Raw genomic sequence first — 19,966 nt, forward strand, 5'->3', positions numbered from 1 at the left:
AACTCTCCGATAAAAGTTTGAATAGCTCTTTAAAAATAAATCTAGAATTAACGTTGACGTATTGTCTTGTTTTGTTCAGTTTTCAAGGTTCAATGTGTAAGCGCTTCGTTTAAGCGACTTTTTAATCTTATCAAGTTGACACTGTGTTGTCAACAACTTTTTTCGTTTTTTTAAGTCGCCACTGACCGCTCGTTGCCGTCGTTCAGCAGCGACAATTACTAATATACCAAGGTATCAAATTGAAGTCAACGAAAAATTAATATTTTACTATAATTATTTCGCTGCACGATAATAGCGATGATAAATCCCTTGCCCTTTCGTCTCTACATCGACGATTTCAACAAATCCTTTATCCGTTAAGTATTCGATGAGCATACTTAAATCAACGGAGTATTGTCTTGCTTCTGAATGATTAAGAAGATCCTGGAACGTCCAGTGTTCCTTTTGGCCAAGGATGTCCAATAGATGTTCAGTCGAAACCTTCGTTCTTGAGTGGATGAGAAACTCACTGGCCAGGAACAAGAGCTCCAGCCGTTTATCGATTTCTTCATCACTTGTGACGAGCTCTTCATACAGTTTATAAATCTCAGGTTCTATTTGCTTGACCTGGTTCCATACGGTTACCTCTGGATGGAACCCGTTTTCAATGACTGCCAGTCTCGCTAAATGATGCAATGAGTGGACGATGTGATTGTAAGCATCCAAATAATGTTTGCTTTCAAAGAATTCTTTACCGTCCATATATCGGCGGATCAATTTGGCAAATTCCATGCCCATCTTGATCTTTCTGCCATAGAAAGGGAAGTCTCGTAACTCCGTTTTAAGATTCTGGATAAACTCGTTGCGGTCAAACAGGACTTTTCCATTGAACAGCCAATCGATCACTTTCCGGTTGGATCCGAGTAAGATCCACTCGTTCAGCTTGGCTTCTGTCACGATATGTAACGCTGCCTTTTGTTCTTTATAAGAATAATGCTTGATGAACACAGGCTCTTCCGCTTCCTTCACAATAAGGAACAGGACAATATCAAAGGTATCGGTCAAGGGACTGGATTTCTTGCTTTGTTCTATTAGAAGCGCTCCTAAAGTATTGGGGTGACTTGTACGCTCTTGGTATATCGGTCGTAAAATGTCTTCCATTTCATACTCCTCCACATCACTCATTGGTTGGTTACTATTTCGACATTCAAAGGGGATTTCCTTCTCTGAATATAGTCATTTTTCGACAAAATGGTTTCGCATCCCTCTACTACCAACAAATATGGTATAGTATTTTTTTAGGAGGGACAAACAAATGGCTAAGAAATATTCAAGTAAGATTAATAAAATCCGTACGTTTGCCTTAAGTTTAGTTTTCATCGGATTTATCATTATGTACGTCGGTATATATTTTAGAGAACATCCATGGGTTATGACAACATTCATGCTACTGGGTTTTCTGGGAATCATCGGAAGTACGGTTGTCTACTTCTGGATCGGGATGCTGTCCACGAAGGCCGTACAGGTAACATGCCCCAATTGCGGTAAGGTCACCAAGGTCCTTGGGCGGGTCGATATGTGCATGTATTGCAACGAGCCCCTGACTCTTGATCCGAACCTTGAAGGTGAAGAATTCGATGAGGACTATAATAAAAGGAAAAGATAAAACTGAATGAGAAAAGACCTTCAACGGAAGGTCTTTTGTTGATGCGTAAATAAAAGAAGAATGGTTCTAATTTAGAACCATTCTTATCTAATGTGTCTCCTTAACAGAACAGTCAGAGCATGTGCCGTAGATTTCCATCCGATGGTTGTTCACCTTGAATCCCGTGACATGGGAAGCCAGTTGTTCCACTTCATCAAGTCCAGGGTAATGAAAGTCTACAATTTTACCGCAGCCATCGCAAATGACATGATAATGATCGGTCGTCACAAAGTCAAAGCGACTGGAGGCATCTCCGTATGTCAGTTCTTTCACTAGACCTACTTCACGGAATACACGCAAATTATTATAAACGGTCGCCACACTCATGTTAGGGAATTTCCCTTCGAGCGCTTTATATATGTCATCGGCAGTTGGATGGGCCATTGAATCAATGAGATACTCTAATATCGCATGACGTTGAGGAGTGATACGGACTCCCGTTTCCTTCAATGTCGAAATCGCTTCTTTCAATTGTCCTTCTTCAGACATCGTCATGCACCTCTTTTCATAAGAATTATTATTTTATAATCTTTATAAATAGTGTACTAATCAACGGTCCATTTTGTCAATCTTTCACCCTGCTACTCGTGGAGGTTTTTCTCCTGCTCACCAAGCTGCTGGTTGATGTATCTGCCTGCTACGAAGAGGTAGTCAGAAAGCCGGTTCAGATACGAAAGGACTAATGGATTGATGTCTTCATCAATTCCTACAGCTTCTCTTTCGGCTCTCCTGACAATCGTTCTTGCAGTATGCAGGGCGGCACCGGCCGGCTGACCACCGGGAAGGATGAAGTTCCTGAGAGGTGTGAGAGATCCGTCCATCCTATCGATTTGATCTTCCAACTCCTTGATATGTGTTTCATCAAGCTTCCATTTCACTTCTTTTCCAGCGGGAGTAGCAAGTTCGGCCCCGACATGGAAAAGGATCGTTTGCACCTTGTGAAGAAACTCTTCGAATTCTTCTTTACCATCAAAATATTCAGCCTTGATATAACTTAGACCAAGACCTATCATGGAGTTCGCTTCATCGCATGTTCCGTACGCCTCCACACGTTGATCCTTTTTCGATACGCGGGTTCCATATACCAGGGAAGTCGTCCCTTTATCTCCAGATTTCGTATAAATTTTCATTTTAATAACCCCTCTCTGCATCAATCACGTTAATAAAGTTATCCCTCTTATTACTATATGTAGATAAATTCTTTTTAAAGATTTCAAGTGCCCTTGGCATGTACTTTTTTGTAATACTTGAAAGGTGAGGTGTCACCGTAATGCCTTCCGTTTTCCAAAAAGGATGAAGTTCAGCTAACGGCTCTTGATCAAATACATCCAGATACATATGTTGAATCAACTTCTTTTCCATTACTTCAAGAAGGACGGATTCTCGAACAAGGTCTCCACGGCCAATATTGATGAATACAGCAGAATCCTTCATCTGTACAAAATGATCGACGTCCATTATTCCCTTTGTCCGGTTCGTACTTGGAAGCACAGAGACAATGTAATCGGCTTCGGGGAGCTGATCCCTGAAGGTCTCCAAGGTAAACATGCTGTCAAAATGCTTTCCGGGTGAGCCGGTAGAATTCACTCCACTTACGTTCATTTGAAACGCCTTTGCCAGTCGGGCGATTTCCCCTCCAATGGCTCCCGCTCCAAGAATAAGGAGAGAAGCTTCATGAAGTTCAGAGGTAGGTAACCTTCTGCTCCACACGGCATCTTTCTCCTGCTCCCATACTGATTGAAGCTGTTTTGCATGCTGAAGCATCAAGCCGATCGTAAACTCTGCCATGGGGATCTTGTGGATTCCCCTTGCATTGGTGACGAGGATCCCCCTTCTTTTAATTGCTTCTAACGGCATTTTTTCGAGTCCCGCCGAAGTGACCATGATCCATTTGCATTTCTTGCTTCTTTCAATATGATCACTCGTTAAATCTTCCCCCATCGTGACGATCACTTCCGCATCGGGAAGCTCACTTTCCGCTTGGTTGATTTTTTTATAAAAAAGGAACTCAACCCCGGGGAAGCTATTCGTTAAATCTGAGACGAATTCTTCTTTCGGTTGAAATGTAAAGATGATTTTCATGTAGCTGCCTCCCATCCCTATTGCCCATTATTTTACCATATAGGAAAGGATTCTCCCTAGTTTCAAGCATCCCCATGAGCATAAAAAAAGAGGATCGACCTGGTCGATCCTTCTACACGGATGAGACTGACTTATTTGAGGAGGTTGCCCTACTCTTACTATATGTCCTTCCAGCTTTTGTGAATGGACAAAAGCCTCAAACCCGTTAAAATAGGCTTGAAAATAGGCTTAGGAAAGGTTTTCTTGAATATAGTGAAGAGCTTCTTCGACATGCCCCTTCACTTTCACCTTCCGCCATTCCTTGGAGAGGTTCCCCTCTTTATCAATGATGAAGGTGGAACGCTCGATTCCCATGTATTCTTTCCCGAAGTTTTTCTTCAGCTTCCACACGCCGTATTCCTCCGCCACTTTATGATCTTCATCTACCAGCAGGAGGAACGGGAGTCCGTGTTTCTCCACGAATTTCTCATGTTTATCAACGGGATCCGGGCTCACCCCAAGGATGACGGCATCAAGATCTTCAAAGTTCTCATGCTGATCCCTGAAATCACACGCTTCTGTTGTACACCCCGGCGTCATGTCCTTCGGATAAAAATAAAGGACCACATTTTTCCCTTGATAATCAGATAGCTTCACCTTTTCTCCATTGCTTGCCAGTAATTCAAATTCAGGTGCTTTTTGACCAACTGTCATACATCTTCCCCTCCTAATGGTTATCGTTCTGACTTTAGCGTACCCAATATGAGGAAAAAACTCAAACCATACGCTACTTGTTCTCATAGTGTAAAAAGGACTTCACGACAAAGGCTGCCGGTATCGTATACCCAAGCCAGGACTCGATAAGGGCGATCCCCCTCCCGATCCCAACAGGGGTTACATCTCCATATCCCACTGAGAAAAGGGTAATGCCGCTGAAATACATAGTAGTAAAAAAATGATCGAGGAAGTCTCCGGAAAGTGGTCTCCCTGCCTCGACAAGAATCTGGATGCCCTCGAGCTCAAGGAGCATGAATAATAGCCCGAACCCGATCATAATCGTGATGTAACACATCCCCAAAAAGAGAAAATGATGAAGGGAAACATGGTGTTCTTTCCATCGTGAAGGATAAAATAATGCCCGCAGGCTCATGACCATGCAAAATAGAATGAAAAATCCAATGATATAAAGCATGTACATACCCTCTTTTTTCTGCTTGTCTTAGTATATGTACGCTTGTCATCGTGGAATCATTCTAGTTACCTGCACCCCTGTATCGTTTCACACCTTCATTCCAAAGGACGATGGAGAAAATGAAAAAACCGATTCCGACAAATGGAGTCAGGAACGAATACGGGTACCATTCCGTCTTTTCAAGAAAGAAGGCAGATGGATATACGCCAACGAACGCAAAAGGAAGGATCCACGTCAGCACAAATCGGATGACGCTATTGTAAATATCAACCGGATATCTTCCATAGTTTCCGATATTGTACATCATCGGCATGATGGACGTTTTCGCATCCGACCAGAACGCAATGCTTGCAAGAGCAATGAAGATCCCCGCATAGACCAGAGCTCCCCCCAGGACAAATACGATGAATAGAACCGGCTCATACCATTCGAAGGTGATATCAAGCCTCCCACCTGCGTAGTACATGACGGCCATTCCCGTGATGACGCCAAAAAGGGACTCCAGCTCCATCCGCTCCAATATCACTTGAAATAAACTGTGGATGGGTCTCGTCAGGATCCGGTCGAACTCACCCTTCACTACATACCGGTCGTTAAAGTCCCAGATGTTGAAGAAGGAACTGAACAGGGCGAACGGTACAAGAAAAAATCCATAGATGAATATAATTTCATCCCTTGTCCATCCGCTCAACAGCTGTGTGTGACCGAAAACAACAAGGATGAATACGAGATTGACAGCTTGAAACAGTAAATCTGATAATATCTCGACAATCAGATCGGCCCGGTACTGCAGCCTGATCTTCATGTATTGGGCGACATATTGAAAAAACATCTTCACATAAAACATCGGTCACCCTCCCTGTATGATCATTTGTTTTTTTGCCATGACCCAAAGCACTTTAATCGGTATAAGGAGAAGCAGCGACCAAAGGCCCTGCATCATGATTGCATTGAAGGCTTCCGACGTGGAAAAGCCATTCGTGAAAATCATGCTCGGGACATAACTGATGCTTTGAAACGGCAGATACTCCATCACATTTTGCGCCCACAGGGGGAAAAAGTGAATCGGAAGAAGAAGTCCCGAGAATAAATCGATGACGACCCGTTTGGCCCTGATGAGACCGTCGTTATTAAATAAGAAAAAGGTTGTGATCCCTGTCAGCAAATTGATTTGGGTATTGATGATGAAACTGAAAAGGATCGAAATGGCGAATAAACCGATTGTATCAAAACCCGTCCCGATTTGAAGCGGGAAAATCAGGCTTACGATGATCATCCCGGGGATTGAGAAAAACGCCAGGCGGAAGACTCCCTCACCCAGTCCCTGCATCGTCTTCATGCCGAGATAGTTATAAGGCCTGATGAATTCAACGGCCACTTTCCCCTCTTTGATTTCCTGCGCAATTTCACGATCAATATTATTAAAATAAAATGCCCTGGCCATCCACGATACGGCCACATAGGTGGTCATCTGAATGATTGATAATCCTTCGATATCCTGCTTTCCGCCATAAATGGCCTGCCACAGGAAATAGTACGCACCGATATTGATACTGTAAATCAAGATTCCACTATAATAATTCGTGCGGTAGGCAAGCATCATCAGAAATCGGATGCGAATCATTTCGATATACTTAGCCATAACCCTTCACCCCGCACACGAGCAGAATCACAGCTTGTTTTCCACCACTCAACTTGTCACAGCCCCTTTTTCATAGATGTTTCGGATGATCTCCTCAGTAGTCGTTTCTTCTATCTTCATATCTTTCACTTTGAAGTTTGCCACGACATCTGTAATGAGCTGTGAGATGACTTCCTCATCGGCTTCGGTTATTGCAGCATAGGTTTGTTTTTTCTCATCAAAACTCCAGGAGATGCTCCGGTTTCTAGTAAGAGCGGATAAAGCAGACAGAGAGGTTTCTTCCAGGAATTGAAAGACGACTTCTTTCTGATCTCCCCAGTTTTCTTTCAGCCGACTCAGTTCACCATCGTAAATGATCTTCCCTTCATCGAGCATCACGACCCGTTCACACAGGGCTTCGATATCGGATAAATCGTGGGTCGTAAGTAAAATGGTTGTATTGTATTTCTCATTGATTTCCTTTAAGAACTGACGGATTTTCAACTTTACGAGGACATCGAGTCCGATTGTCGGTTCATCCAGGAAGAGCAGTGGTGGATTATGAACCAGGGCGGCGGCGAGTTCACAGCGCATCCGCTGACCCAGGGATAACTTACGGACAGGTTTGTCCAGGAGAGGGGCGATATCCAGGGTTTCAATCACATGATCCATATGCTCCTTATATTGTTGATCAGGCACTTTATACACCTTTTTCAGCAGTTGAAAGGACTCCTGCACGGCAATATCCCACCAGAGCTGGGAACGCTGGCCGAATACGACACCGATCGTCTGTACGAATTTCTCCCGGTCCCGATGGGGATTCATCCCATTGACGGTTAACTCTCCCCCGGTCGGAGTCAGGATCCCCGTCAGCATTTTGATGGTGGTCGACTTTCCGGCCCCATTTTCACCAATATAACCGACCATCTCACCCTGTTTCACATTAAATGAAATATTGTTCACCGCAGGAACGACTTTATAATTACGCGTAAATAAATCCCTGAAGGCACCCTTCAGCCCTGAACGGCTGGAAAAAGCCTTGAATTCTTTACGCAAATGATTCACTTCGATTGCGTTCATCTTGCGTCCTCCCACATTCTTATAAAATAGGTTTGTCTTTAAGAAACAAAGAATAGTGTACCACAGTGAGCTGATTCTCTTTGAACAGTCTGCTTGAAAATTAGTACACCCATTGATTCCCTATTTGCTAAAGTGGAAAAGACCGTACTACAATAGAAGGGTAGTTATAGACAAATACACATTTACCGGGAGGAAAATATGAAATTCACTGAATCAGAAACTTTACATACAGAAGCATTGGAGCATATAGTCGGAGGCGTGAACAGCCCATCCCGCTCCTATAAAGCAGTTGGCGGCGGCTCGCCTGTTGCCATGGAAAGAGGAAAAGGCGCATACTTCTGGGACGTGGACGGGAACAAGTATATCGATTATCTGGCGGCATACGGTCCCATCATAACGGGACATGCCCACCCTCATATCACCGAAGCAATCACAAGAGCCGCGGAAAACGGTGTCCTTTATGGAACTCCTACCCGCCACGAAGTGAAATTTGCGAAAATGATCAAAGAAGCCATGCCTTACATGGACAAGGTCCGCTTCGTCAATTCAGGTACAGAAGCCGTGATGACCACGATCCGTGTGGCAAGAGCCTATACAGGTAAAGACAAAGTCATCAAGTTCGCGGGCTGTTACCACGGCCATTCGGACCTGGTGCTGGTTGCAGCCGGTTCCGGTCCGTCTACCCTGGGAACCCCGGATTCTGCAGGGGTTCCGAAAAGCATCGCACAGGAGGTCATCACCGTTCCATTTAATGACATCGAGCCATTTAAAGAAGCGATGGAAAAATGGGGAGATCAAATCGCTGCTGTCCTGGTGGAACCGATCGTCGGAAACTTCGGGATCGTGGAACCGAAGGAAGGCTTCCTCGAGCAGGTGAACGATATCGCCCATGCCTCTAATTCCCTTGTCATCTATGATGAAGTCATCACAGCATTCCGCTTCACTTACGGCGGGGCCCAGGACATGCTGAAGGTAAAACCTGACTTGACTGCACTCGGCAAAATCATCGGCGGAGGACTTCCGATCGGAGCATACGGCGGGAAGAAAGAAATCATGGAACAGGTGGCACCACTTGGTCCTGCCTACCAGGCTGGAACGATGGCCGGAAACCCGGCCTCCATCCTATCAGGCATCGCATGTCTCGAAGTGTTAAAAGAAGATGGCGTGTACGAGAAATTAGATCAGCTTGGGGAGATGCTTGAAAAGGGAATTTTAGTTGCGGCAGAAAGACATAACACCCCGATCTCCATCAACAGGCTGAAGGGAGCCCTCACTCTCTACTTTACAACTGAAAAAGTGGAGAACTATGAACAGGCTGAAGCAACAGATGGAGAAATGTTTGCCAAGTTCTTCAAACTTATGCTGAATCAGGGCATCAATCTTGCCCCATCTAAATATGAAGCATGGTTCCTGACGACGGCCCATACTGAAGAGGATATCAAGGTAACACTCGAAGCTGTAGACCGTGCCTTTGCACAGCTGTAAAACACAATCAAAAGACTGCATGCCATAAGCGTGCAGTCTTTTTTTGATCTACCATACTAATTCTCTACTTTATCGCATATCTATGGTTTTTGTGGAAGAACGATTGTTTATTCCCCTTTACAAAAAGGTACATATTTTGTAAAAACTTATTCGAATTTGCCTATTGATATTACTTGTAAGTACATGTATAGTACAGTATTGTTTATAAAAACGTTACACAAGAAAGGATTCTAATTCCATGAAACTTGGTGCTCGCATCCTTAAAACGGGAATTGCGATTGTAATAGCTTTACTTGTATCCCAGCTGCTCGGCATACCTTCTCCGGTGTTTGCGGGAATCGCGGCGGTCTTTGCCGTCCAGCCCACCATTTATCGTTCTTATCTATCCATTATCGAACAAATTCAGGGAAATCTGATCGGTGCCGGGATTGCCGTCATATTTGTATTATTATTCGGAAGCAATCCATTGATTGTGGGTCTTGCTGCTGTTATCGCCATTGCTATCATTCTAAAATTAAAGCTGCAGAACACAATCGGTCTTGCACTGGTGACGATGATTGCGATCATGGAAGTGACGGATCAGGACTTCATCCAGTTTGCATTCATCCGTTTCTCCACCATTATGATCGGGGTCTTCTCATCATTCCTGGTGAATCTTGTCTTCCTGCCGCCAAAATATGAAACCAAGCTTTATCATAAAGTATCCGATTCAACAGAGGAAATCCTGAAGTGGATCAGGTTAAGTATGAGGCATGCAACGGAGTTCCACCTCTTGAAAAAGGACCTGGAACGCATTAAAGAAAAGTTGATAAAGGTCGACCAACTGTATCTTCTATATAAAGAGGAACGGGATTATTTTAAGAAAAATTCGATTGTCAAAAGCCGGAAGCTCGTGATCTTCAGACAAATGATTTCCTCGACCAATCGCAGTTTCGAGATATTGAAGCGCCTGAATCGCTATGAAAACGAAATCTATCAATTGCCCGACGAATTGCGGCTCGTCATTAAGAATCAACTTGATTGTTTACTGACCTATCATGAACAGCTACTATTGAAGTTCCTCGGCAAGATGCATCCCCATGCAGAATCGGAAGCCCAGCAGGATGTATGCCTGCACCGGAAAGAGCTGATGAGGATCATGCTTGAAGAGGTCAATCATCATACAAAGGATGACAACATCCATAATTTCCATCTGCTTCATATTTTCTCTGCTATTTTTGAATACGACGAGCATCTCGAGCATTTGGAAAAACTGATTACAAGCTTTCAGTCGTATCATAAAGAAGATAACGAAGTAACGATCGGGGAAGAAGAAGAATAAATGAAAAAGCGGAGCAAAGGATGATGTCCTTTGCTCCGCTTTTTATTAGTTTTTCATTTTCGGATCCAGTGCATCCCGTAGTCCATCCCCCATCAGGTTGAAGCCTAATACCGTCAGCATGATGGCGAGGCCAGGGAAGATCATCGTCCAAGGCGCCTGAAGCATATACTGTCTTGCATCGGAGAGCATTTTCCCCCATTCAGGTTCAGGTGCCTGTGCTCCAAGACCAAGGAAACCAAGTGCTGCCGCTTCAATGATGGCAGTCGCAATGGCAAGTGTTCCCTGCACGATGATCGGAGCCATACTATTCGGCAGTACATGACTGAAGAGAATCCTGAAATCGCTCATCCCGATTGCTTTTGCAGCCATGACATACTCTTCCTGCTTCACACTCAGTACCCGTGAACGGATGAGTCGACCGAAATTCGGTATATTGATGATGGCAATGGCGATCAGGGCATTTCGGAGTGACGGCCCAAGGGCTGCCACAACAGCGATCGCAAGCAGGATGCTTGGAAATGCAAGCATGATGTCAAAGATACGGGAAATGATCGTATCGACCCATCTGCCATAATAACCCGCTACGATCCCCAGTAAACTTCCGATCACGGAAGAACCGATGACGGCGAAGAAGCCGACCCATAACGAGATACGCGCACCATGGATGATACGTGATAAGATATCCCGTCCAAAATCATCCGTACCTAACCAATGTTCTGAAGACGGGGCCTGCAGTCGCTTGGATAAATCCTGCTCGTTGATCCCCTGCGGTGCAATGAGTGGTGCTGCAATCGCCAGGATGACAAAGAAAAGGACAATACAAAATCCGACTAAAGCAATTTTATTCTTTGTGAAGCTTTTCCAGGCTTCCTTCCAGGGAGAGACCGTTTCTTCTTCCAGGGAAGGATGAAGCTCCTTTTGCGGTTCTGCTAATTCTGCCATGAGAGTTCACCTCTTTCTTCATTGATGTTAGTTGTATTTAATACGCGGATCGACAGCCGCATACAGTAAGTCGACAATTAAGTTAATCGTGACGAAGATTGTGGCGACAACCAGTATTCCGGATTGAACGACTGGGTAATCACGGTAACCGATCGCTTCGTATATATAACGTCCGATCCCAGGCCAGCCGAAGATGGTCTCGGTCAAGATCGCACCACCCAGTAGAAGACCCATCTGTAAACCAATGACCGTCAGAACCGGGATGATGGCATTTTTCAAAGAATGCTTGTACACGACCCAGAACATTTTCAATCCCTTGGCACGAGCTGTACGAATATAATCCGAACGCATAACTTCCAACATACTTGAGCGTGTCATCCGGGCAATGATGGCCATCGGGATGGTCGCTAAGGCAATCCCCGGTAGAATGATGTGTTTCAATACGTCACCAAGCTGATCGAAACGCCCCTGCATGATCGTATCGAGGATATAGAAGTTGGTTATTGAATCAACGGGATTCCGTATATTCTCCCTTCCTGTTGTTGGCAGGATGTCAAGCTGAATGCCGAATGTCCATTGCTCCATCAGTCCTAACCAGAAAATCGGCATGGAAACACCGATAAGAGCCAGGATCATGGCCGTATAGTCGAACCAGGAGTTTTGGAACCATGCACTGATGATCCCTGCATTCACACCTATGACAATCGCGATGATGATGGCGACGATGGCAAGCTCAGCTGTAGCTGCCAGATAAGGCCAGATTTCGGTTGAAACTTCCGTCTTTGTTCGTAGGGAACTCCCTAAATCCCCGGTCAATAAACCTTTTAAATAATCAATGTATTGGATATACCAGGCATTATCGAGACCGAGCTGATCCCTTAATGCTGCAACGGCTTCTTTCGTAGCCTGCTGCCCCAGTATCACCTGAGCGGGATCTCCCGGAATGGCACGGATGATCGAGAAAACGATAAGAGTCATCCCCAGTAATACCGGAATGAGCTGCAGTAGTCGACGAATGGTGTATTGGAACATTTTGTTCACCTCTCTGAGTGGAGATTCTGATTTCGATAAAAAATAATAAGATTGCTTGTCGGGGCTGAACAGTCGGCTCCGCTTTTCTATTTTTCCAGCTCTGCGGCTAGCCCCTCGAGGTCACAAGTCAATCTTGCCCCAAAGGCAAAGACCGCCTTTTGTGCAAGCTCGCCTTATGCTTGTCGGGGCTGATCAAGCCGCTTCCGCTTTTCTTTTTGTCCAGCTGCGGGGCTTAGAGGCTCGAGGTCATAAGTCCAGTCCACCAAAAAGGCAAAAGCCGCCTTTCCAGTGGACTGGACTTATGCTTGTCGCCTCTGAGCAAAGCCCCTCCGCTTTTCTATGTACAAAGGGGAGAAATCTGCGATGTCTCCCCTTTGGTTTGGTGCTTATTACTCCATGTCTACTGCGCCTAACCAGTCGGAACCGGTTGGATGCGGCTTGAAGTTTTTAAGTGCTGCGCTTCCTGCAAGCAGTGGTGTAGAGTGAGCAAGTGGTACCCACGGAGCATCCTCATGGATGATTTCCTGGGCTTTCTTGTACAGCTCTTCACGTTTTCCTGGATCTACTTCTGTTTGGGCATCGATCAGGATTTTGTGTACCTCATCGTTTTTGTAGTAAGAGTAGTTGTTGCTTCCGATATTGTCTTGGTCAAGTAACACATATAGGAAGTTATCAGCATCTCCATTATCACCTGTCCAACCAAGTAAGAATGCATCAGCTTCTCCGTTTTTCGCTTTTTCAAGGTAAGTAGCCCACTCGTAAGAAACGATTTTTGCCTTCACTCCTACTTCAGCTAGATCCGCTTGAATCGCTTCTGCCACTTTTTGGCCGTCCGGCATGTATGGACGTGGTACAGGCATTGCCCATAGTTCCATTTTAAATCCGTCTTTAAGACCCGCTTCAGCAAGAAGTTCTTTCGCTTTTTCAGGATTGTATTCATAAGGCTCGATATCATCATTGTATCCGCCGATTACCGGAGGCATCGGGTTTTTCGCCATTTCCGCTTTTCCTTCGAAGAACGCATCAATGATTTCCTGCTTGTTGATGGCATAGTTGATCGCCTGACGTACTTTAGGATCATCGAAAGGTTCACGTGTTGATGTTAACCCTAAGTATCCAACGTTCATGGATGGACGTTCGAATAGCTGCAGATTGTCATCACCTTCGACTTTACTTGCATCACTTGGGTTTACACCATCAGCAAGATCGATTTCACCTGAAATCAGCGCATTCAGACGGGCTGAGTTTTCAGGAATCGATTTGAATACGACTTGATCTAATTTTGGTAGATCTTTATCCCAGTAGTCTTCATTTTTCTCGATGACGATTTTGTCATTACGCTTCCACTCAACAAATTTGAAAGGACCAGTCCCCGCATCTGTCGGAGCTTCAGCAAGCTTGTCACCCAGTTCATCAATTGCTTTCGGGCTTACGATTGCAAATGGGCTCATGGCAATGTTTTTCAAGAATGGTGCTTGAGGGCGCTTTAATACGAATTCGACCGTCATGTCGTCAGCCGCTTTCACTTCTTTGATCACATGACCTTCATCACCTTTAAAACCGCCAAACATAGAACCGTAGTAAGGGAACTTATCAGCATTCCCGTTCATCCAGCGCTCGAAGTTTTTCACAACGGCATCTGCATTGAAATCTGTGCCGTCCTGGAATTTCACTCCCTCGCGCAGCATGAATTTGTACGTCAACCCATCATCGGATACTTCCCACTTTTCAGCTAATCCCGGGTTTACCTCTGTATCCTGCTCTCCGAATTCAACAAGTGTTTCGAAGATGTTTTTCGTTACTTTAAATGATTCCCCATCAGTTACTGTTCCCGGATCAAGAGCCACAGAGTCTCCACCGCGTCCGAAGATCAATACTTTAGGATCTCCCTTATCTCCACCGTTGCCGCCGTCACCTGAAGATTTTTCATCTCCTCCACATCCGTAAAGCGCGGATGATACGAGCAGGATGAGCAGCATTAAAATTGACCAGCTTTTTTTCCTCAACTAAATCCCCTCCTGAATATTGTTTATATACTTATGAGACTTGTCTTCTAGTAAAGATGACAAGCTACATAATGCCCTGGTTGGTGTTCCTTGAATTCTGGCACTTTCTGTTTGCAAATGTCCGTCGCATGCGGGCACCTGGTATGGAATGTGCAGCCGCTCGGTGGATTGGACGGACTCGGGATGTCCCCCTGTAAGAGAATGGTTTCCCTTTTGAAATCCGGATCCGGTACGGGTACCGCCGACAGGAGCGCCTGGGTGTATGGATGTAGGGGCTTTTCATAGAGATTCTCACTATCGCTCAGCTCCACCATTTTCCCGAGATACATCACGCCCACACGGTCGCTTATATGCCTGACTACACCGAGATCATGCGCGATGAATATATAGGTGAGTCCGAATTCTTTTTGTAGATCCTGCATTAGATTCAATACCTGTGACTGAATGGATACGTCAAGGGCAGACACAGGCTCATCGGCTATGATGAGTTTCGGCTTTGTCATGAGCGCCCTGGCAATCCCGATCCTCTGCCTTTGTCCTCCACTGAATTGATGCGGATAACGTTTGGCATGATAGCTGCTTAAGCCTACGATGTTGAGGAGTTCATGAACCCTTTCCTTTCTTTCCTTGGCAGAACCCATTCCATGAACCTTGAGTGGTTCTTCGAGAATCTTCTCTACCGTATGTCTGGGATTCAGGGATGCAAAGGGATCCTGAAAGACCATTTGCATTTCCCGGCGAATCTTCCTCATTTCCGAGTTTGATAGACTCGTAAGCTCACGGTCTTCAAATGTCACCTTTCCTTCGGATGGGTCGATGAGTCTCATGAGCATCCTGCCCGTCGTAGACTTTCCACATCCACTTTCCCCTACTATTCCAAGGGTTTCTCCTTTATTGACTGTAAAAGAGACCCCGTCCACCGCTTTAACAGAACTGACAGGTCGTCCAAGGATCCCCCCTGTTATCGGGAAATGTTTCTTAAGATTCTCAACCTTTAGCAACGGTTCCGTCATAAACTCCCTCCTCCGCTTCATCGAACAGGAAGCATCGTGTGCAATGTCCTTGTGATGTTTCATATAATTCCGGTGTCTCCACTAAACAGCGATCAAAGGCAAAGTCACAACGGGCTGCAAAGCGGCATCCGGTCTTGATCGATCCCGGCTTCGGAACATTCCCCTGTATCGAATGAAGCCGCTGCTGCTTGATGCGCATGTCAGGTACAGATTGTATCAGGCCTTTCGTGTATGGATGCTGTGGGTTCTTGAAGATTTCTTCAACAGTGCCCTCTTCCACCACCTTGCCTGAGTACATGACAACGACCCGTTCACATGTTTCTGCCACAACCCCTAAATCATGTGTGATCAGGAGGACAGCTGTGTTCAGTTCCTTATTTAACCGCTTCATTAATTTTAAAATTTGTGCCTGGATCGTCACGTCCAGCGCCGTTGTGGGTTCGTCTGCTATCAGGACGCGGGGATCGCACACCATCGCCATGGCGATCATGACCCTTTGTCTCATCCCTCCGGATAATTGATGAGGGTATTCATTGATCAATTCTTCAGACCTTGGCAAACCTACCATCTTCATGATGTCGACTGCCTTATCCCTCGCCTGTTTCTTTCCTACTTTCGTATGTATGCGTATTGCTTCGATTAATTGATCTCCTATGGTAAAGACGGGGTTCAACGATGTCATCGGTTCCTGGAAAATCATCGCTATGTCATTGCCCCGGATATCCCTCATCCGCTTCTCGGATGCCTGTGTCAAGTCTTCATCTTTATAAAGAATTTTTCCACCGACGATTTTCCCTGGCGGTTTCGGTACGAGACCCATGATGGATAGGGAGGTAACACTTTTCCCGCATCCACTTTCCCCGACAATCCCGAGCACCTCCCCTTCGTTCACATGAAAACTGACTCCATCGACTGCAGGAACTTCTCCATCATCCGTAAAAAAGGAGGTCCTTAAATCTTCCACTTTCAGTAAAGGACGCTGTTCGCTCATTCATATCCTCCTCTTCAAAACTATCTCTCTTTTCATAATTGTGCTTATTTTCTAAATTTTATATGTCTCTTATTATACAAGATGTTACAAATGTTGCAATCCATTTTCAGAATTTTTCTACAAGAAGTCGATATTCCCATTTCAATTCAATATATGTCCAATTAACCCTTTCATTCCTTCCATATAAAGTTATTTAGTCCTACTTTATTCACGACACACCTGAAATTAGTTTGATATGTTTTTTAGAAACACAAAAAAAGTCATGACATTTATCACAGAAATCGTGAAATGTCATGACATTCATTCTTATTGGTCAAGCTGTTGCACTTGGAAGAGCTTGTAGTAGTGACCTTGCTTCTTCATTAAATCCTCATGTGTCCCCATCTCGACAACTTCTCCGTGTTCCATGTGTATGATTCGATCTGCGTGAGTGATCGTTGAGAGTCGATGGGCCACGATGAAGGTCGTTCGGTCTTTTGCCAGGACCTCAAGGGATTCCTGGATAAGGTGTTCGCTTTCTAAATCAAGGGCAGATGTCGCTTCATCCAGAATGAGGATAGGTGGATTCTTAAGAAATACCCTTGCAATCGCCACCCTTTGCTTCTGTCCCCCTGACAGCTTCACGCCACGCTCCCCTACACGGGTATCGTAGCCTTGGGGCAGTTTCATGATGAAGTCATGGGCATTCGCCGCTTTCGCCGCCTCGATGACCTCTTCATCCGTCGCTTCGGGATTACCGAACTTAATGTTCATCTTGACGGACTCACTAAAGAGAATATTATCCTGCAGTACCATTCCGATGTTGTCCCGCAAAGATCTGACCTGGAACTTCCTGATGTCGGTGCCGTCTAAAAGGATCTCCCCTTCGGTTACATCATAGAAGCGGGGTATCAGACTGACGAAGGATGATTTCCCCCCGCCGCTCATACCGACCAGCGCAACGGTTTCCCCCGTCTTAATATCCAGGTTGAGGTTCCGGAGTACTCTCTCTTCATCCGATTCATAGCGGAAAGAGACATTGTTGAACTGGATATCCCCTTGTACATTTTCACACGGAACCGCGCCCGGTTCATCATCGATATCATACTTTTCATCCATGAATTCAAATACACGATCCATGGAAGCTATCGATTGAGTCAGTGTTGTAGAAGAGTTCACCAGTCGTCTGAGGGGACCATACAAGCGGTCGATATACGCAATGAAGGCAGCCATCGTACCAATGGTAAGATCTCCATTGATCACTTGCAGCCCGGCATAACCAATGATGATCAACGGGGAAATATCCGTAATTGTATTTACGACTGCAAATGCCTTTGCATTCCAGCTTGTCTGCTTTAACGCTTTCGTCAGGAAGTTATTATTTTGCTCCTGGAACTGCTTCTGTTCATAATCTTCAACAGCAAAGCTCTTGATGACAGCCATCCCCTGGACCCGTTCATGTAAATGACTTTGAACTTCTGCAAGCGCCTGGGAGCGATCTCTCGTCAAGCCCCTGAGCCTGCCGAAGAAATAACGGACAGAGAAAGCGTAAAACGGGAAGGCAATGAGTGATACAAGCGTCAGTGATACGTCCATGGTAAACATGATGGACAGGGCAATCACAATGGTTGCCGCATCCAGCCAAAGATTCATCAGCCCGGTGATGACGAAGTTCTTCGTCTGCTCCACGTCATTGATGACCCTTGAAATGACTTCCCCAGCCCTTGTATTCGAATAGTACTTAAAGCTGAGTCGCTGAATATGCGAGAAAAGATAATCCCTCAAGTCATACAGGATTTTGTTGCCCGTCCATTGTGCAAAGTACTGCCTGTAATATTCCACCGGCGGCCTCACTAGGAGGAACAGGACGAGCATAATCCCCATGATCATGAGCAGCTGATTTGTCTTCTCATCGGCTGTCAGTCCTTTAGCCCCTACGATATCATCAATGACATATTTGATTAATACGGGGATCAATAAGGGGATGGTGAATTTAATGATGCCTATGATTAATGTACCTATGATCTGCCATTTGTAAGGTTTGACAAACTGGAGGTACCGTTTAATACTGTCCAAGTGATTACTCCTTTCTAAGATGTACGTGATTAGTTTACCCCAATAAAAAGGGGTGACCCTGTACTGAAAGAAGCACTGCAGCTCCTCCTGATCTCTTCGATCAGAAGAAGGTTGCTCCTTACCGGGTCAGCCCTTTTATACCTATAAAACTTTCCTGAAAATTATAGTTACCCTCTGTGCGTCAAATAACGCTCATACCAAATATCGATAAAGTCCGGGGCAAAAGGCCCTTTTCTCTGTCTGATCCAGCGGACAAGCTTGTCGACATTCCGCTTAAGGATATGATCGATCACATCCGGGTAACCGTACAGTTTTCGATGAGCTTCATACTCATCTTCATCCAGCAGTGTATATGTCATGTCGGGAAACACTTTGATATCCAAGTCGTAATCGATATACTTGATCGCCTCATGATCATATACAAATGGTGAGCTTAAATTACAATAATAATAAATACCGTCCTCACGAATCATACAAATAATGTTAAACCATAGCTCAGAATGAAAATAGCAGATGGCCGGCTCACGTGTCATCCACGTCCTTCCGTCTGACTCCGTCACCATCGTCCGGTCATTTCCACCGATGATCTGATTGGTCGTCCCTTTCAGGACCGTCGTCTCATTCCAGATGCGGTGAATGTTTCCATCATGCTTGAAGCTATGTATTTGTACAGATTTTCCTTCAGTGGGAACCGCCATCGTATCCCCTTCTTTCATTTCAGAATTACCTTTATATATGCTTGTCTATTTTATCATTATAACGTTTCCTCAGAAAATTTAAAACAAAAGGGCTATCCTTAAGGAAAATATCCTTTAAGAATGGCCCGAATTCGATCTTTACTTGGGTCTAATATAGAAATGGAAGCGGTACTCCTCCTAATTTTATGATGTGACACCGCTTTGTTCTTTTTGATAAGAACGGATCACTTCATCGGTCTGCTCTTGGAAGGTTTTCTGGATTTCCCTGAGATCCTTCTTCTTCCTAAGGATTTCCTTCTGAATCGATTCTACCTTCGTCATCTCCTGAAGCTCAATCAATTCCTCCTCCAATTCCTGACACCGCTCTATCTCAGACTGAAGATATAACAACTTATCCATCGTCTCCAACTGCACATTAACCAACTCATTAAAACGCTGCTGCATCACTTCGACCAACTCCTCTAAACAAGCTCTCCTAACACATTCTCTCCTTCTAAGCCCAAACCCTTTGACTACTTCTGTCACAAACATGAAAGTTTTGTCGATGGAGGGACGGACCTCCATTTTAGAGGTTATATGGAGAAGAAATGTTGTTATATAAGGTTTTGTATGATTATGAGTGTTGTTTTGAGAGGTCCGTCCCTCAAAAATGAAAAAGCACCCATCGAAATGGGTGCTCAGCTTGTAGACAAAGTCTAAGAATTAGACCAAGTCTACAAGCTTTTTTTGTATAATAGAAAGGAATAAAGCTTTTGTGGGGGATAAAAATGTTATCAAAACACACT

The 19,966-nt window shown here is 44.8% G+C and carries 21 protein-coding genes; 4 read left to right on the top strand and 17 right to left on the bottom strand.

From position 1 onward, the window contains the following. Nucleotides 1–273: 273 nt before the first annotated feature. Complete coding sequence (locus V8G47_RS19665) at nt 274–1,140, bottom strand: nucleotidyltransferase-like protein (RefSeq protein ID WP_261751582.1); 867 nt, start codon at nt 1,138–1,140, stop codon at nt 274–276. Nucleotides 1,141–1,294: 154 nt separating this feature from the next. Between V8G47_RS19665 and V8G47_RS19670 the strand changes: the two genes are divergently transcribed. Then, complete coding sequence (locus tag V8G47_RS19670; RefSeq protein WP_034762624.1) at nt 1,295–1,645, top strand: YgzB family protein; 351 nt, start codon at nt 1,295–1,297, stop codon at nt 1,643–1,645. Between the two features lie 87 nt (nt 1,646–1,732). On the opposite strand, the gene perR is transcribed toward V8G47_RS19670, so the two are convergent. From perR to V8G47_RS19685, 3 genes are all read right to left on the bottom strand, one after another. Next, entirely contained in the window at nt 1,733–2,173 is a 441-nt protein-coding gene (gene perR, locus V8G47_RS19675; RefSeq protein ID WP_371928721.1) for a peroxide-responsive transcriptional repressor PerR, read from the bottom strand. Between the two features lie 92 nt (nt 2,174–2,265). Beyond that, nucleotides 2,266–2,814 (bottom strand): cob(I)yrinic acid a,c-diamide adenosyltransferase, encoded by a 549-nt coding sequence (locus V8G47_RS19680; protein ID WP_034762619.1) that lies wholly within the window; start codon nt 2,812–2,814, stop codon nt 2,266–2,268. A gap of 1 nt (nt 2,815) precedes the next feature. After that, on the bottom strand, nt 2,816–3,766 hold the full coding sequence (locus V8G47_RS19685) for a D-2-hydroxyacid dehydrogenase (RefSeq protein ID WP_336201543.1): 951 nt from the start codon (nt 3,764–3,766) through the stop codon (nt 2,816–2,818). 74 nt (nt 3,767–3,840) lie between these two features. On the opposite strand from V8G47_RS19685, the gene V8G47_RS19690 reads away from it, so the two are divergent. Further along, entirely contained in the window at nt 3,841–3,975 is a 135-nt protein-coding gene (locus tag V8G47_RS19690; RefSeq protein ID WP_336201544.1) for a hypothetical protein, read from the top strand. A 19-nt stretch (nt 3,976–3,994) separates the two neighbouring features. On the opposite strand, the gene bcp is transcribed toward V8G47_RS19690, so the two are convergent. The 5 genes from bcp to V8G47_RS19715 form a co-directional block, all read right to left on the bottom strand. Continuing rightward, entirely contained in the window at nt 3,995–4,459 is a 465-nt protein-coding gene (bcp, locus tag V8G47_RS19695; protein WP_336201545.1) for a thioredoxin-dependent thiol peroxidase, read from the bottom strand. 73 nt (nt 4,460–4,532) lie between these two features. Then, nucleotides 4,533–4,937 (bottom strand): ion channel, encoded by a 405-nt coding sequence (locus tag V8G47_RS19700; protein ID WP_336201546.1) that lies wholly within the window; start codon nt 4,935–4,937, stop codon nt 4,533–4,535. Between the two features lie 61 nt (nt 4,938–4,998). After that, nucleotides 4,999–5,784: an ABC transporter permease gene (locus tag V8G47_RS19705; RefSeq protein WP_336201547.1), complete on the bottom strand. Its 786-nt coding sequence runs from the start codon at nt 5,782–5,784 to the stop codon at nt 4,999–5,001. Between the two features lie 3 nt (nt 5,785–5,787). Further along, entirely contained in the window at nt 5,788–6,579 is a 792-nt protein-coding gene (locus tag V8G47_RS19710) for an ABC transporter permease (protein WP_336201548.1), read from the bottom strand. Nucleotides 6,580–6,627: 48 nt separating this feature from the next. Then, nucleotides 6,628–7,638 (bottom strand): ABC transporter ATP-binding protein, encoded by a 1,011-nt coding sequence (locus V8G47_RS19715; RefSeq protein WP_336201549.1) that lies wholly within the window; start codon nt 7,636–7,638, stop codon nt 6,628–6,630. Nucleotides 7,639–7,836: 198 nt separating this feature from the next. On the opposite strand from V8G47_RS19715, the gene V8G47_RS19720 reads away from it, so the two are divergent. Together V8G47_RS19720 and V8G47_RS19725 are read left to right on the top strand one after the other, a co-directional pair. Further along, a complete protein-coding gene (locus tag V8G47_RS19720) occupies nt 7,837–9,123 on the top strand; it encodes a glutamate-1-semialdehyde 2,1-aminomutase (protein WP_336201550.1) in 1,287 nt (428 codons plus the stop codon). A gap of 238 nt (nt 9,124–9,361) precedes the next feature. Further along, the gene (locus V8G47_RS19725) at nt 9,362–10,444 is read left to right on the top strand and encodes an FUSC family protein (RefSeq protein ID WP_336201551.1); all 1,083 of its coding nucleotides are present in this window, start codon (nt 9,362–9,364) and stop codon (nt 10,442–10,444) included. A 45-nt stretch (nt 10,445–10,489) separates the two neighbouring features. Here the strand turns inward: V8G47_RS19725 and nikC are convergent, their stop codons facing one another. From nikC to V8G47_RS19765, 8 genes are all read right to left on the bottom strand, one after another. After that, the gene (gene nikC / locus V8G47_RS19730) at nt 10,490–11,386 is read right to left on the bottom strand and encodes a nickel transporter permease (protein WP_034762597.1); all 897 of its coding nucleotides are present in this window, start codon (nt 11,384–11,386) and stop codon (nt 10,490–10,492) included. A 27-nt stretch (nt 11,387–11,413) separates the two neighbouring features. Further along, complete coding sequence (locus tag V8G47_RS19735) at nt 11,414–12,418, bottom strand: ABC transporter permease (RefSeq protein ID WP_034762595.1); 1,005 nt, start codon at nt 12,416–12,418, stop codon at nt 11,414–11,416. A 389-nt stretch (nt 12,419–12,807) separates the two neighbouring features. Next, a complete protein-coding gene (locus V8G47_RS19740) occupies nt 12,808–14,397 on the bottom strand; it encodes an ABC transporter substrate-binding protein (RefSeq protein ID WP_336201555.1) in 1,590 nt (529 codons plus the stop codon). 74 nt (nt 14,398–14,471) lie between these two features. Beyond that, nucleotides 14,472–15,437, bottom strand: coding sequence for an ABC transporter ATP-binding protein (locus tag V8G47_RS19745; protein WP_336201552.1), 966 nt, complete (start codon nt 15,435–15,437; stop codon nt 14,472–14,474). Then, complete coding sequence (locus V8G47_RS19750; RefSeq protein WP_336201553.1) at nt 15,412–16,428, bottom strand: ABC transporter ATP-binding protein; 1,017 nt, start codon at nt 16,426–16,428, stop codon at nt 15,412–15,414. Before V8G47_RS19750 ends, V8G47_RS19745 begins: the two co-directional genes overlap by 26 nt. 306 nt (nt 16,429–16,734) lie before the next feature. Beyond that, nucleotides 16,735–18,483, bottom strand: coding sequence for an ABC transporter ATP-binding protein (locus V8G47_RS19755; protein ID WP_336201554.1), 1,749 nt, complete (start codon nt 18,481–18,483; stop codon nt 16,735–16,737). 167 nt (nt 18,484–18,650) lie between these two features. Then, on the bottom strand, nt 18,651–19,181 hold the full coding sequence (gene ntdP, locus V8G47_RS19760) for a nucleoside tri-diphosphate phosphatase (RefSeq protein WP_034762875.1): 531 nt from the start codon (nt 19,179–19,181) through the stop codon (nt 18,651–18,653). 183 nt (nt 19,182–19,364) lie between these two features. Next, on the bottom strand, nt 19,365–19,625 hold the full coding sequence (locus tag V8G47_RS19765; protein ID WP_336201556.1) for a YgaB family protein: 261 nt from the start codon (nt 19,623–19,625) through the stop codon (nt 19,365–19,367). Nucleotides 19,626–19,966 lie beyond the last annotated feature (341 nt).

It is taken from the genome of Rossellomorea sp. LJF3 (assembly GCF_037046045.1).
GTDB lineage: Bacteria > Bacillota > Bacilli > Bacillales > Bacillaceae_B > Rossellomorea.

Excerpts from the sequence above, each read along its gene's own strand:
- V8G47_RS19745 (WP_336201552.1), bottom strand. The coding sequence starts at position 15,437 with ATGACGGAACCGTTGCTAAAGGTTGAGAATCTTAAGAAACATTTCCCG.
- V8G47_RS19670 (WP_034762624.1), top strand. The coding sequence starts at position 1,295 with ATGGCTAAGAAATATTCAAGTAAGATTAATAAAATCCGTACGTTTGCC.
- V8G47_RS19665 (WP_261751582.1), bottom strand. The coding sequence starts at position 1,140 with ATGGAAGACATTTTACGACCGATATACCAAGAGCGTACAAGTCACCCC.
- V8G47_RS19765 (WP_336201556.1), bottom strand. The coding sequence starts at position 19,625 with ATGCAGCAGCGTTTTAATGAGTTGGTTAATGTGCAGTTGGAGACGATG.
- nikC (WP_034762597.1), bottom strand. The coding sequence starts at position 11,386 with ATGGCAGAATTAGCAGAACCGCAAAAGGAGCTTCATCCTTCCCTGGAA.
- V8G47_RS19710 (WP_336201548.1), bottom strand. The coding sequence starts at position 6,579 with ATGGCTAAGTATATCGAAATGATTCGCATCCGATTTCTGATGATGCTT.
- V8G47_RS19725 (WP_336201551.1), top strand. The coding sequence starts at position 9,362 with ATGAAACTTGGTGCTCGCATCCTTAAAACGGGAATTGCGATTGTAATA.
- V8G47_RS19705 (WP_336201547.1), bottom strand. The coding sequence starts at position 5,784 with ATGTTTTATGTGAAGATGTTTTTTCAATATGTCGCCCAATACATGAAG.
- V8G47_RS19690 (WP_336201544.1), top strand. The coding sequence starts at position 3,841 with ATGAGCATAAAAAAAGAGGATCGACCTGGTCGATCCTTCTACACGGAT.
- V8G47_RS19700 (WP_336201546.1), bottom strand. The coding sequence starts at position 4,937 with ATGCTTTATATCATTGGATTTTTCATTCTATTTTGCATGGTCATGAGC.
- V8G47_RS19685 (WP_336201543.1), bottom strand. The coding sequence starts at position 3,766 with ATGAAAATCATCTTTACATTTCAACCGAAAGAAGAATTCGTCTCAGAT.
- bcp (WP_336201545.1), bottom strand. The coding sequence starts at position 4,459 with ATGACAGTTGGTCAAAAAGCACCTGAATTTGAATTACTGGCAAGCAAT.
- ntdP (WP_034762875.1), bottom strand. The coding sequence starts at position 19,181 with ATGGCGGTTCCCACTGAAGGAAAATCTGTACAAATACATAGCTTCAAG.
- V8G47_RS19750 (WP_336201553.1), bottom strand. The coding sequence starts at position 16,428 with ATGAGCGAACAGCGTCCTTTACTGAAAGTGGAAGATTTAAGGACCTCC.
- V8G47_RS19680 (WP_034762619.1), bottom strand. The coding sequence starts at position 2,814 with ATGAAAATTTATACGAAATCTGGAGATAAAGGGACGACTTCCCTGGTA.
- V8G47_RS19735 (WP_034762595.1), bottom strand. The coding sequence starts at position 12,418 with ATGTTCCAATACACCATTCGTCGACTACTGCAGCTCATTCCGGTATTA.
- V8G47_RS19715 (WP_336201549.1), bottom strand. The coding sequence starts at position 7,638 with ATGAACGCAATCGAAGTGAATCATTTGCGTAAAGAATTCAAGGCTTTT.
- V8G47_RS19740 (WP_336201555.1), bottom strand. The coding sequence starts at position 14,397 with ATGCTGCTCATCCTGCTCGTATCATCCGCGCTTTACGGATGTGGAGGA.
- V8G47_RS19720 (WP_336201550.1), top strand. The coding sequence starts at position 7,837 with ATGAAATTCACTGAATCAGAAACTTTACATACAGAAGCATTGGAGCAT.
- perR (WP_371928721.1), bottom strand. The coding sequence starts at position 2,173 with ATGTCTGAAGAAGGACAATTGAAAGAAGCGATTTCGACATTGAAGGAA.